Below are 13557 nucleotides of genomic sequence, written 5' to 3'. Positions count from 1 at the left end.
CCGATCCGTTCGGCGTGCTGCGCCATGGAAGCGCGGCATCGCACCGGACCTCCCCGCCCTCAACGGAACGGATTACATCGACATGAGCACGGGAGCCGCACCCGTCCGCCAGCTCGACGCCACCAGCGTTGGGGAACTGCGTCAGGCCGCCGAGAAGATCCTCGCCGAGTTCGGCACCTCTGCCACCTCCCCCGAACTCCTCGCCCGCGTCGCCGAATTCGCCGGCGACCTGAGCGAGCCGATCCGCCACGAGCTGCGTCCCGTCGACACCGACCACGGTCTGTTCGTTCTGCGCGGGTTGGACGTCGACGACAGCGAGATAGGCCCCACGCCCACCAGTTGGGCGACCGCCGGCGACAGTGCCGCCGTCTACGACATCGTGATGCTGCTGCTCGCCACCGTCATGGGCAACCCCATCGCCTGGGAAGGCCAGCAGGACGGCCGCTTCGTCCACAACATCGTCCCCGCCCCCGGCCACGAGACGGAGCAGACCGGCGCGTCCAGCACCGTGCTGCTCAGCCCGCACACCGAGGACGCCTTCCACCCCGGACGCGCCCACCTGCTGATGCTCGGCTGCATGCGCAACCACGACAACATCGCCACCACCGCGGCCAGCATCCGCAACGTCCGGCTCTCCGAGGCCGACATCGCGCTGCTGACGCGGCCCAAGCTGCAGATCCTGCCGGACGACGCCTACACCGAGGCGCAGGGCTTCGAGGGCGGCGAGCCGGCCCGCGTCCCCACCCTCTTCCACACCAAGGACGGGCTCACGCTCCGCTTCGACCCCGCCTACACGCCGCTCGACGATGCCTCCCCCGCGCACCGGGCCGCCTACGAGCGACTGGAGGCGGAACTCGCCCGCGTCTCGGGCGCGGTGAGTCTGAGCCCCGGCGAGGTCCTGGTCGTCGACAACGACCTCGTCGTCCACGGCCGCGTTCCCTTCCAGGCCCGCTACGACGGCACCGACCGGTGGCTCAAGCGTGCCTCCGTCCGTGTCCCCGGGCGCCGCACCCGCCCCCTGGCCGAGGCCGACGAGCACGGCTACGGCCAGGCCGCCATCGAAGCCCACGCCGCCTGAAGACCCGCACGGAGGACAGAGATGAGCGAGACCACCGTGGCCAACGCAGCCCACTCCATATCCGCCGACGACAAGACCCTGCGCGTGCTGTCCACCAGCGACCTCGCGGGGATCGACATCTCCCTGGCCGACGTCGTCGCCACCGTGGAGGGTGCCTACCGCACCCTCCACGCAGGAAAGTCGGACAACCCGCGCAAGCTGACCGTCAAGCCCGAGGACGGACACTCGGTCTCCTACGCGATGCTCGGCCGGGACGGCTCCCGCGATGTCGTGGCGATCAAGACCTCGTACAAGCACGGCCTCGACAAGGGCCGCGACGAGCAGCACTACTACACCGCGCTGACGCTCTACGACGACGTCACCGGCCTGCCCGTCGCCATGATGGACTGCAGCCGTATCGGCTCGCTGCGCACCCCGGCCGCCTCCGCGCTGCTCGCCCGTGAGTGTGCGCGGCCCGGTAGCCGCAGCGCCCTGGTCATCGGCACCGGCACCCAAGGGCGGCTCGCCCTGCCGTTCCTGCTGACGACGCTTCCGGACCTGGACCGGCTCATGCTGTTCGGCACCCACTCCGACGGCATTGCCGCCGTACGGCAAGAACTGCGCACCCACTTCCCCGAGCGGGACGTGGAGATCGTCACCGACCTGCGGGCCGCGGCGGCCGACGCCGACATCATCGTCGCCACCGCCGGCAGCCACACCCCGGCCGCTGTCGAGGCCGGCTGGCTCAAGCCCGGTGCGCTCTCGATCCTCGTGGGCCACGGGCTGGCGCCCTCAACCCTCCACCGGGCCGACCGTGTCGTGGCCACCAGCGAAGCGCAGATGAAGGTCACCGGCACCGACATGGCCGACGACAACGGCGAATTCCCCGCCGTCGACACCGAGTTCCCGCCCGTCATCGCCGGAATCACCGCAGGCCGCCGCGCGGCGAACGAACGCATCTTCGCCTACAACAGCGGACTCGTCGTCACCGACATCGCCCTGGGCCACCGCTTCGCCCAACTCGCCCTCGACCAGGGCCTGGGAGTGCAGGTGCCGCTGTGGCAGTGAGCGACCTACCGACCATGACCATGCCGACGCTCCCAGCCCACCCCGACCCGGACACCGACCGGATCCTGGACAGCGGCTTGCTGCACGAACTGTCCCACGCCTTCGGCGGCCCCTTCCACTTCCTGCTGCCGCACCGCTTCGACGCCAACCTCGCCGCCTTCCGCACCACGCTCGCCGACGCCGGCGTGGAGGGGCGGGTGTACTACGCGAAGAAGGCCAACAAGGCAGCCGTGTGGATCGAACGCTGCGCCGCTCACCATGCCGGCGTCGACGTGGCCAGCGTGGGGGAGCTGCGCGAAGCCCTCGGACACGGGGTGCGCGGCGAGAACATCGTCGTCACCGGCCCCGCCAAAAGCGCCGAACTGCTGCGCCTCGCCATCCTGCAGGGCTGCCTGGTCGCCGTCGACGCGCTCGACGAGTTGGACCTGCTCATCACCCTCGCCCTGACCGGCACGATCCTCCCGGCCCGACTGCTGCTGCGCCGACTGCCACCCGCCCAGCCCCACAGCCGCTTCGGCATGAACGACACCGAGCTGGAGACGGCACTGGACCGGTGCGTGCGCGCCGGAGACGCGGTGCGGATGGAGGGCTTCAGCTTCCACCTGTCCGGTTACGCCACCCAACCGCGGGCCGACCTCGCCGGCGAACTCATCGACCTGTGCCTCAAGTCCCGCGTCCTGGGCCTGCAGGCCGACCGGATCAGCATCGGCGGCGGCTTCGCCGTCGACTACAGCGCAGCCGACCACTGGCACACCTTTCTCGCCGAGCAGAAGCCCGAGCACTACCACGCGAAGAAGACGTTCCGGACGGGGGACTTCTACCCCTACCACTCTCCCGGCGCCGGCGCCGACGCACTGCGCACCATCCTGGCCAGCATCCCTGAAGGCGGACAGGACACTCTCGCGGCAAGGCTCAAGGACACCGGCACTCTGCTGATGATGGAGCCCGGCCGCGCCCTCCTGGCGGGAGCAGGCTCGACCGTCTTCTGCATCCAGGGCGTCAAGGAACGTGCCGGGTACCGCATCATCACCGTCGACGGGACCAGCCTGAGCCTGTCCGAGCAGTGGTTCAACAGCGAATACCTCCCCGACCCCCAGCTGGTGACGCCTTCCGGTCGCGTCCTCGGCGGTGACTCCGGTGACGTGCACCCGGCCTGTGTGGGCGGCGCGTCCTGCCTGGAGTCGGACATGGTCACCTGGCGCAAGGTCCCCTTCCCCGCCCGTCCCCGCGTCGGCGACCTCCTCGTCTATCCGAACACGGCCGGCTACCAGATGGACTCCAACGAGTCCCCCTTCCACGACCTGCCGCTGCCCCCCAAGGTCGTCATCGACCGCCTGGGCGAACGCCCGCGCTGGCGCCTTGACCGCCGCCCCGCATGCTGACCTTCAATCCGCCCAGGAGTCTTCCCGTGAACGAGGCCCTCGTGCGCCCCGCCGTGGTCTCCCGCATATCCGACCTCATCGGATACACCCCGCTACTGGAGTTGTGCCGCACCGAGACCGGCAGCCGCCTCCTGCTCAAACTGGAGATGTACAACCCCACCGGCACCGCCAAGATCCGGATGGCCCGGGCCATGGTCGACGCCGCCGAGGAATCCGGCGAGCTGCGGCCCGGCGGACGCATCATCGAATCGACCTCCGGCAACACCGGCCTGGGCCTGGCCGTCATCGCGGCCGAGCGCGGCTACGCGTTCACCGCCGTCGTCGACAACCATGCCGCCGCCGACAAACTGCGCGGCATGAAAGCCCTGGGCACCGAACTCGTCCACGTCGTCGACGACGGCACCGAGGAACTGGCCACCGCCGCCCGTGAGGAACTCGCCGAGGACATGGCTCGCGGCCAGGACAACACGATCTTCACCGAGCAGCACAACAACCCCGCCAACGGCGTCGGCTACTTCCCCGTCGCCCACGAGCTCCACCAGGCGCTCGACGGGAACATCGACATCCTCATCGGTGCGGTCGGCACCGGCGGAGCCCTGTGCGGCACCACCCGCGAACTGCGCAAACTCGTGCCCGATTTCACCACCATCGGCGTGGAACCCAAGGGATCCATCGCCTTCGGCGGCCCCGCCCACGACTACTACCAGTCCGGCACCGGCACCCCCGAAGGCGCCGAGATCGGCGCGCTCGTCGACTTCGACCTGATCGACGAGGGCGCCAAGGTAGGAGACATCGAAGCCTTCGCCACCGCGCGCGCCGTGGCCCGCACGGGTCTGCTGATCGGCGGTTCGGCAGGCGGAGTCGTCTACGAGGCCCTCACCCGCCTACCTTCCCTCCCGCCGGGCACCACTATGGTCGCCCTGGTCAACGACGGCGGCGAGAAGTACCTGGACACCGTCTTCAACGACGCCTGGATGGACGCCCGCAACCTCATCGACCTCGCCGTAGAGCGCGAGATCGACGAGAAGATCACCAAACTCCGCAGGATTTGATACCCACCATGCCGCTGACCACCCTCCTCCGCGACAGTCGCGCCCTGGCCACCCTCGCCGTGCCCTTGATCCTCACGCAGCTGGCACAAGTGGCACTGACCACCACCGACACCGTGATGATGGGCGCGCTCGGTCCCACCGACCTCGCGGCAGGAGGACTGGCCATCGTCATCTTCAACCAGCTGCGCACCATGGGCGTCGGCCTGGTCACCTCCGTCGGCAACCAGATCGCAGGCGCCTCCGCACGCGCCGAAACGGCACAAGAGACCGACGCGCCGGCCCGTGCCGAGCACGACAGCGACCACGAGGTGCGCCAAATCGTCCGCGCCAGCCTTGCCGTCGCCACCCTCGCCGGCATCGCCGGAGCCGGGCTCATGCTGCTGATCGGACAAGCCCTGACCTTCCTGGGCCAGGAAGCCGACGTAGTCGACCGCGCCCAGGCCATGCTGCTGGCCCTCGCACCCGGCCTGCTGCCCTGCCTGTGGTTCCAAGCTATCCGCCAGTTCACCGTCGGCATGCGCCACCCACAGGCCCTCCTCCAGATAACCATCGCCTCGGTCGCCGTCAACGCCGGAATCAACTGGGCCCTGATCCACGGCACCTGGGGCATGCCGAAACTGGGACTGCCCGGAGTGGGCGTGGCCACCTCCCTGGTCTACCTGCTTTCCTTCCTCGCCCTCTACCTGGCGGCGAAGAAGGACACCGTCCTCGGCCCCCTCCTGAGCCTCAACATCGCCCAGGCCGACCGCGTCACCGTCCGTCGCCTGATCCAGCTCGGCATACCCATCGCCGCGACCTACGGCTCCGAGGCGGGCTTCTTCTCCGTCACCGCCTTGATGGCCGGCACGTTCGGCAGCGCCGCGCTGGCCGCGCACACCGCCGTCAACCAACTCGTCTACATCGTCTTCCAAGTTGCCGTCGGCCTCTCCCACGCCGCGTCCATCAACGTCAGCCGGGAACTCGCGCTCGGCCGTCCCGAATCCGCCCTGCGCATCAAGAACACCGCACTGGCCTGCGCCGGCGCCGTCATGGTCGTTGTCGGCCTGATCTACGTCACACTGCCCAACCTCGTGCTCAGCCCCTTCTTCGACACCAACAGCGCTCGCGACGTGCAAGCCGTGTCGATCGCCACCCACCTGCTCCTCGTGATCATGGTGCTCCAGTTCTTCGACTGCGCCCAGAACATCGGCGTCGGACTCCTGCGCGGCCTGGACGACACCAAGAGCGGCTTCCGCATCACCCTCATCGGCTACTGGATCATCGGCCTCCCCGCCGCCTGGCTCCTGGGCTACGCCGCCGGACTCCACACCCTCGGCATCTGGCTCGGCCTGCTCACCGGCCTCGCCGCCACCGCCATCCTCCTCCTGCGCCGCTACAGCGCCGCCCTTGGCGCGAAGTTCACCGCGCAACAGCCGGTGCCTACGGCCTGATCGTCAGGCCGCTCACTTTTCACCGTCGGCGTCGATCGGGCCCGGACGCCACGTGCTGGCGTCCGGGCCCGATAGACGGTACGACTGCCTGCTGGCGCGGGTAGGGGAAGGGCTGGCCCCCATCCCTTCGTCACCCAGCTAGCCTTTGCGCCCGCACGCAACCACAGGGAGGCACGGATACCTGCGGCGGGCTGTTGTCTGCTCCAGGCTTGGCAGTTCTCACGTCCGAACACAGTGATGGCTGAGTACCGTGGACGGTCGCGGTGACCCGGGCGTCACCGACCTCGATCCCGGACACCGCGTCTGGGAACTGTCCGTCCTCCGGGGCCGTGAGCGCAGGTTCGAATCCTGCCGGGGGCACCGGAAATCAAGGCCCTGACCAGCGGAAACGATGGTCAGGGCCTTTCTTGCGCTGCCAAAACGCACACGGCCAACTTGGCCATGAGCACTCGGTCAGCAGGGCTTCAACCTGCGACTTTATGACGCCAGGTGGACGAAATCCCAAATGTCCGATCCCGCGGAATCGCTTCGCATGGGAAATATGCGGGACGGGAGAACCACAAGGTGGCGCCCTCACCGATCGACACTTGCTGTGACCTGCACCTTTACCGACGGGGACGGTCGGAAAACACACGGAAAAACAGGCCGTTCAACTTTCCCGCGCCCAGCGATCGGCTCTGCACGAGTGCGCGTAGGGACACGCTCCGGCGGCACGGAGCTGGTCGGATCCTGTGGCAGCCCGGAAGGGCCCCTCGGCCAATGTCGTAGCGCGGGAGATCGGCCGTCCGTTCAGTCCCAGGCGAGTTGGCCATTCGAGGGTTGGGATCGTGGTGCCGGGCTGGCGGCGTCGGTGTGCGTGGTGCGGTGGGTGAGGGCTGTGTTGCGACGCTGGGTGCGGTTGTTGGCGATCGCGCGCTCGACGGCCTCGGTTTGGCCGATGAGCATGACGCCGTCACGGGCGCGGGTGACGGCGGTGTAGAGCAAGTTGCGCTGGAGCAGCATCATCCCGGCTGCGCTGACCATGGGGACGATGACGTAGGGGTATTCGCTGCCCTGGGAGCGGTGGACGGTCAGCGCGTAGGCGTGGACGAGTTCGTCGAGGTCGGTGAAGGGGTAGGTGGCCGCCTCGCCGTCGTGCAAGGTGACGGTGAACTGGTGGGTCTCGGTGTCGACTGCGGTGATGGTGCCGCTGCTGCCGTTGAAGACTCCGTTTTCGCCGCGGTGGGGGTTGTTGCGGACCTGCTGGACGCGGTCGCCGAGCCGGAAGGCGGCCCCGCCGTGGTAGTGCTGGGGCTTGTCGTCGGACGGCGGATTGAGTCGCTGCTGGAGACGCAGGTTGAGGTCGGTCATGCCGGCGACGTTCTTCTTGCCCGGGCACAGCACCTGGATGCCCTCCGTGCGGGCTCCGAAGTGCTTCGGCATGAGCTCACAGACCAGATCCACCACCCGCTGGGCGATGTCCTCGGCGCTGGGGACGGGCCGGTTCCAGAAGACCTTGGGGTCCTCCCGGGGAAGTTCACCGCGCAGGATGCGGTGGGCGTTGAGGACGATGGCGGCGCTGTCGTCCTGCTGGCGGAAGACCTTGGTCAGCCGGGTGCGCGGGATGTCCTCGACGTCGAGGAGATCGCGCAGGACGCGGCCGGGGCCGACGCTGGGGAGCTGGTCGGTGTCGCCGACGAGCAACAGGTGGCAGCCGTCGCGGACGGCGGCGAAGAGCCTGCGGGCCAGGGCGAGGTCGAGCATTGACGCCTCGTCGATGATGACAAGATCCGCGGTCTCCAGCACGCCGGCGTGGTCGAAGAGGGAGTCGCCGTCGGGCGGCATGATCAGCCGGTGGACGGTCATCGCCGCCTGGCCGCAGGTCTCTTCCAGACGCTTGGCGGCCTTCCCGGTCGGGGCGGCCAGGGCGACAACCGCACCGGCCTCGTCGGCGAGGTCGACCAGGGTGCGCAGGGTGTGGGTCTTGCCGCAGCCGGGGCCGCCGGTCAGGACCGACAGGGGGCGGGTCAGGGCGGTGAGGATCGCCCGGTACTGCTCATCGGTCAGCCCGGCGGTCTCTGAGCCTCTCAGCGAGGCCAGAAGTTCCGCCCGCGGAGCCAGGCCGTCCAGCGCCGCGGTAGAGGCGAGAAGACGCCGTACGTGGAAGGCGAGTTGCGTCTCGTCGCGGTGCCGGTGCGGCAGCATGGCGATCACGGTGTCCGCCAGGGCGTCAGTGCCGTCCAGGACTGGCAGTGGCAGCGTCTCGGTGACCACCTCGCCCTGACCACGCAGCGCCTGAAGGGCGTGGCTCAGAACCGCGTCGTCGAGGATCTCGGCACTTGCCGGGTCGTCATCGGTCAAGAGCTGACGGGTACGGGCGATCAGAACGCGCACCGGAAGGTGGCAGTGGCCGCTTGCTCCGGCTTGGTCGAGTTCGTGCAGCAGGGCGGCCTGGAGTCGTGCGTCGCTATGCTTGGGGATACCGACGGCGAGGGCGATCTTGTCGGCGTTGACGAAGCCGACGCCGCGCACGTCCCGGCAGAGTCGGTAGGGGGTGCGGCGGACGATGCGCATCGGGTCGTCGTCGGTGTCGGCGTACGTCGTGTAGATCTTCACGGCGAGCGCCGGGGTGATCTGGAGTCCCTGCAGGAACACCATGATCTCGGCGATGGCCTTCTGCTCCTGCCAGGCCGCCGTGATCCGGCCCAGCCGGACCTGACCGATGCCGTGCACCTCAAGGAGCCGCAGCGGTTCGGTGTCGATGACCTTCAGCGTCTGCTCGCGGAAGACGTTCACGATCGCCGAGGCGAGATGCGGCCCGATCCCGCGGATCATGCCCGAGGCGAGGTAGAGGCGGATAGCCCGCTCGTCGGCGGGCATGGTCCGTTCGCACTGTTCGGCTTTGAACTGCCGCCCGTGGCGAGGGTGGTGGACCCACCTGCCGTGCAGCCGCAGGCTTTCGCCGGGCCGCGCGCCGAAGAGCGCCTTGCCGGCCGCCGTAATGCTCTCCTCGTCACCTGTTGTGGTGGTCAGCCGCAGCACCGTGCGCTCGTCGTAGCTGACGTGCAGCAGATGATCGACGACGCCCTCGATCACTTCGCGGGCGTCCAGGGGTGCTTGGTGGGGCACGGGCACCATCTCCAGGGGTAGGTGCGGCTGCGGGTCACGTGATGCTGCTGGGATACGGCAAGGTCAGCATGGGTCCCCGGACAGCCGTCTGTCGCGTCTTTGCGGGATTCCGCTCACTCCTGCGGGCGACATCACCGAAGGCCGGCGGTGCGGCCGACGGCGACGGCCGTGCGGGCCAGACAGAGCGCGTGTTGCCCACAGGGAGTAATAGTCAAGACCTGTGGATTGGTGAAGTTATCGCCTGATACTTCGGCGCCATTGGATCTCGCCTTCGTGCCATTCGTCGGTGGGCGTGAGCCCGGCGGCGGTGGCAACGGCGGCGGATGCCTGATGTGCGGGGTGGATGTGGGCGATGACGGTCTGCACCGGCTGCTGGCTGAGCCAGTCGATGAGTCCTCGGGCTGCTTCGGTGGCGATGCCTCTGCCCTGCCACGGAGTCCCGACCACCCAGGCGATCTCGGCGATGGGGCCGTGGCCGGAGGGGCTGATCGTCGCCTGGACTGTGCCCGTCAGGCAGGTCTCGTGACGAAGCCGGATTACCCAGTTCAGCCAGGAGACGGCCGGATCGGGAGAGCCTGCGGTTATGCGCTGGTAGCGCGAGCGCAGGACTTGCGGGGTGTCCGGACTGCCGCCGATGAAGGTGTGCAGAGCCGGATCGGACAGCACTGTGGCCATCTCCTCGGCATGCTCGACGTGAAGCGGCAGCAGGTCCAGCCGCCCGGTGCTGATGGCCTGGGCCGTGATGGTGTTCACGCCGCGACCGCCTCGGAGCGTTCGACGAGATGCCCGCGTTCAAAGCGGGCTCCGGCGCGGACGAGCGCGACGAGGTGCGGTGCGTTCACGGCCCGCCAGCGGGCCTGGGCGGACTCGATGAGCTTGAACACCATGGCGGGGGCGGCAGCGCGGGAGCCGGCGCCGCGGGTGACTTTCGTGCGCAAGCGGACGGTGGCGAAGGTCGACTCGATGGGATTGGTGGTCCGCAGGTGGATCCAGTGCTCGGCGGGGAAGTCGTAGAACGCCAGCAGCTGGTCCTGGTCGTCGGTGACCTTCTTGACGGCCTTGGGGAACTTCGCACCGTAGAGCTGGACGAACGTCTTGATCGCTTGGGCCGCGTGGTCTCGGTCCTCGGCGTTGTAGATGTCCTGGATCGCCTTCTTCGCACCAGGCTGGGCGGACTTCGGCATGGCGTCCAGGACGTTGGCCGTTTTGTGAACCCAGCACCTCTGTTCGCGGGTTTCGGGGAAAACCTCGGCCAGGGCCTTCCAGAATCCGAGGGCGCCGTCGCCGACCGCGAGGACGGGCGCGCGCATGCCGCGGCGGGCGCAGTCGCGCATCAAGTCGGCCCAGGACTCGCCCGATTCGCGGTAGCCGTCCTTGAGCGCGACCAGCTCCTTCGTGCCGTCGGCGCGCACGCCGACCAGGACTAGCACGCAGGCTTTGGCCTCTTCCAGACGGACGTTGAGGTGGATACCGTCGACCCACACGTACACAAAGTCGACCCCGGTGAGATCGCAGTCCATGAACGCGGCCTGGTCAGCTTGCCACTGCGCCGTCAGTCGGGTGACGGTCGCGGGCGAGAGCCCGGCCGAGCTGCCCAGGAACTGCTCCAGGGCGGGCACGAAGTCGCCGGAGGAGAGGCCGTGGAGGTAGAGCAGGGGCAGCACCTCGCTGATCTTCGGGGACTTGCGGCACCAGGGCGGCAGGATCGCCGAGGAGAACCGCTTGCGTTCGCCCGTGGTCTCATCGACGCGCTTGTCGTTCACCCGCGGGGCCTTGACCTCGACGTTCCCGGCGGCGGTGGTGACCTTCCGCGGCTGGTGGAAGCCGTTGCGCACGACCAGGCGCCGGCCATTCTCGTCCCGCTGATCCGCCAACTCAGCTATGTAGGCGTTGACCTCGGCCTCCAGGGCCGCGGCGAGCATGCGCCTGGCCCCCTCGCGGACAATCTCGTCGATCAGGGAGCCGTTCGGCGTGATGCCATCGGCGTTGACTACGCTGAGCACGGGCGTGCCTTCCCGACCCGCGCTGCGAACGCGGGCCTACTCGGTGACCATCAGGATCATTCGGGAAGGTACGCCCTTCGCATGCCGTCCCGAAGCCCGATCCACAAGACTTGAGCATTGCTCCTTGCCGCTCCGGAGTAATTGTCAATTCCTGTGGCGGCTGCTGGGCGACCTCCAGGACTGGTGGTGAGGGAACCGTACGCAGCAGCACGGGATCCCCGGGCGGACCGGCCGTGGTCTGCCCGGGGATCCCGGTTCGGTGTCGGAGGGTCAGCCCCGAGAGGTGGTGCCGGCGTGGCCGGATGCGGTGTGCCGGCCGGCCGCGTGCGCCTTGCAGCCACCTGATGCGCAGGCGTCGAGCCAGGCGGTGAAGTCGGCGTCGTAGCGGTTGCCGATCTGCTCGTTGTAGACCGCATAGCCGCCGGCGTAGTCGCCGGCCCGGAATTTCGCGAGCATGGCCTGGATGTCGTCGGGGTGCTTCTCGACCATGTACCGCACGGCCAGATAGCCCCATGGGTAGGTGCGGGTCGTGTTGCTGTTGGCGTAGGTGGTCTGCCACAGCGTGCTGAGCGGGTAGGTGTGCTTGCCGGCTTCGGCGACCGCCTCGGTGTCGGTGACACCGCGGTAGCTGTACGAGACGTACTCGGCGAGGCCCTCGATCCACCAGACGTCCGGGACGGTGGTCTCCTGGGCGAAGTCGCCCTTCATGTCGAAGCGGCCGTCGAGGTAGTGCGTGTACTCGTGGTTGAGGTTCCAGATCCGGGCCGGGAAGCCGTCGTCGGAGCCCTTCTGGTACATGATGGACTGGACCTTGTTGTCGGGCTTAGTCGGGTCGCCGGTGATGGTGATGCCGCCGTTGTTCGTGTCGACGCCGAATATCGGTCCCGCGTAGGTCTTGTAGTCGGTCTGGCTGCCGAAGACGACGACCTGGATGGTGTTCTCGTACTGGCCCGGGATCGCGCCGCTGTCCTTCGCCACGCCGTGGAAGAAGGCGTCCTCCTTCTGGAGGCTGGCACAGACGGCGTCGAGGTCCTGGGGGGTCAGCGCCTGCGCCCGGACGGTGCGCGTCTCGTCGCAGGTGTGGTTGGTCGGCAGCGCGGCCTTGGTGAGCTTGTCGGCCAGGTTGCAGGTGTCGAAATAGGAGCAGTTGGCCTTGTCGTAGGAGTCGGCCATGTTGGCCACGCCCACCCACAGCGGGGCGGTCCGACCGGTGATCTGCGAGCTGCCCAGCAGGTCCTTCATCAGGGGCCGCACCTTGTCCTGGAGCGCCCCGGCGTGCTGGACGAAGCGGCCCATCTCGGTGCCGGCGTTGGAGGTCAGGAAGGAGTTGTCGGTGCCCAGCAGATCGAGGTGGTTGCGGGCGAAGGAGTTGAGGGTGTCGATGATGCCGGGGTCGCTGGTGACCGCCTTCACGAAGGCGTCGTTCTGGTGGCCGCGGAACAGCGGGGTGTAGACGTTGTTCACCGCGTTCACCATGGCGGGGAACGCGTTGTACGAGCTGTTGTAGGCGTCCAGGACCTTCTTGTAGGTGCCGAGGTAGCGCCCCTGCTCGTCGGCGCTGTCGGTGAGGGTGATCGCCTCGCCGACGACGGCGCCGTTCGCGTCGCTGACGTCCATGAAGTGCGCGTTGCCGACGAACGCGTCCAGGGCGCCTTCGATGGCGGTGGCCAGGTCCTGGCCGTAGTTGCCGACGTCCTTGGAGTCGTTGTACTGGACGTAGTAGCCGGCGCGCAGGAAGAGGACCAGTTGCTGCACCTTGGTCGAGTCGTCGCCGGGATAGGACGCCGAGGCGCTCTGGAGCGCGTTGGCGACGGGGACCATCTGGGCTTCCCGGAAGACGTCGTGGGCGTCCTTGCCGGTCACGCTGAACAGCGTGTTGACGCAGTCGGCGGTCGCCGCCTTGATGAAGTCGACCAGTTCGGCACCGCTGCGGCTGCCGAAGTCGCCCGGTGCGCAGGATGCCGCACGGACGTGGTGCGCGGTTCTCAACTGCGGTTGCTGAGGCCGGAGTCGGTTGGCGGTGTGCGGCTTGCCCTGCACGTCGGGACGGTCCGTGGCGGTGGTGGCCGGGCCCGTGGGCGGCAGCGGTCGCACCGGGTCGTGGGATCGGGCGGCGGGCTTGGCGGAGGCCGGGCGGACGGCCGGTGAACCGTTCGCCGCGAGCGTCGGGGTGGCCATGAGGCCGATGGTGGTGGCGCAGGCGGCCAGCCCGATGGTCAGGAATCTGTGTGGGGGGTTGCGATGGCGCATTGCGGCTCCCTCGGTGAATTCATGCACCTTGTAGGGGATCAGCAGTTGCCTGAAGGACTGTGCCACTCCCGCGGACCGCAGACCATGGGCTGGGGGACAGCACCGTCCGCGGCTCCGCCACAACATCCGGCACGCCCTGACTACCCGCGCACAACTCGCCCTTCAGACCGGCGCTTTCAGACCAGCAGCACCTTCAGACCGGCGCTT

General features: G+C 68.5%; 9 protein-coding genes. 5 read left to right on the top strand and 4 right to left on the bottom strand.

The window, feature by feature from the left end:
* Positions 1–82: 82 nt before the first annotated feature.
* Genes ACO0M4_RS05650 through ACO0M4_RS05630 form a run of 5 tightly spaced genes read left to right on the top strand, consistent with a single transcriptional unit; the run spans position 83 to position 5989 of the window.
* Positions 83–1078 carry a TauD/TfdA family dioxygenase gene (locus ACO0M4_RS05650; protein ID WP_430368518.1) on the top strand — a complete coding sequence of 332 codons (996 nt, stop codon included), beginning with the start codon at positions 83–85 and terminating at the stop codon, positions 1076–1078.
* Between the two features lie 21 nt (positions 1079–1099).
* The gene (locus tag ACO0M4_RS05645) at positions 1100–2125 is read left to right on the top strand and encodes an ornithine cyclodeaminase family protein (protein WP_430368516.1); all 1026 of its coding nucleotides are present in this window, start codon (positions 1100–1102) and stop codon (positions 2123–2125) included.
* A gap of 20 nt (positions 2126–2145) precedes the next feature.
* Positions 2146–3507 carry a Y4yA family PLP-dependent enzyme gene (locus ACO0M4_RS05640; RefSeq protein WP_430368515.1) on the top strand — a complete coding sequence of 454 codons (1362 nt, stop codon included), beginning with the start codon at positions 2146–2148 and terminating at the stop codon, positions 3505–3507.
* A gap of 26 nt (positions 3508–3533) precedes the next feature.
* On the top strand, positions 3534–4559 hold the full coding sequence (locus ACO0M4_RS05635; RefSeq protein ID WP_430368514.1) for a cysteine synthase family protein: 1026 nt from the start codon (positions 3534–3536) through the stop codon (positions 4557–4559).
* Positions 4560–4567: 8 nt separating this feature from the next.
* Positions 4568–5989 (top strand): MATE family efflux transporter, encoded by a 1422-nt coding sequence (locus ACO0M4_RS05630; protein WP_430368512.1) that lies wholly within the window; start codon positions 4568–4570, stop codon positions 5987–5989.
* A 789-nt stretch (positions 5990–6778) separates the two neighbouring features.
* On the opposite strand, the gene recD2 is transcribed toward ACO0M4_RS05630, so the two are convergent.
* From recD2 to ACO0M4_RS05610, 4 genes are all read right to left on the bottom strand, one after another.
* Positions 6779–9097, bottom strand: a complete 2319-nt coding sequence (gene recD2, locus ACO0M4_RS05625; protein ID WP_430368511.1) for an SF1B family DNA helicase RecD2 — start codon at positions 9095–9097, stop codon at positions 6779–6781.
* Positions 9098–9331: 234 nt separating this feature from the next.
* Positions 9332–9850 carry a GNAT family N-acetyltransferase gene (locus tag ACO0M4_RS05620; RefSeq protein WP_430368510.1) on the bottom strand — a complete coding sequence of 173 codons (519 nt, stop codon included), beginning with the start codon at positions 9848–9850 and terminating at the stop codon, positions 9332–9334.
* Positions 9847–11100 carry an IS256 family transposase gene (locus ACO0M4_RS05615; protein WP_430368509.1) on the bottom strand — a complete coding sequence of 418 codons (1254 nt, stop codon included), beginning with the start codon at positions 11098–11100 and terminating at the stop codon, positions 9847–9849. The genes ACO0M4_RS05620 and ACO0M4_RS05615 overlap by 4 nt, the downstream gene beginning before the upstream one ends.
* A 270-nt stretch (positions 11101–11370) precedes the next feature.
* Positions 11371–13350 (bottom strand): collagenase, encoded by a 1980-nt coding sequence (locus ACO0M4_RS05610; protein ID WP_430368508.1) that lies wholly within the window; start codon positions 13348–13350, stop codon positions 11371–11373.
* Between the last annotated feature and the right edge of the window lie 207 nt (positions 13351–13557).

The organism is Streptomyces sp. RGM 3693 (assembly GCF_050471125.1).
Classification (GTDB): domain Bacteria; phylum Actinomycetota; class Actinomycetes; order Streptomycetales; family Streptomycetaceae; genus Streptomyces.
Note: the sequence above shows the minus strand (reverse complement) of the source record. Positions and strands in the feature narration are given on the sequence as shown.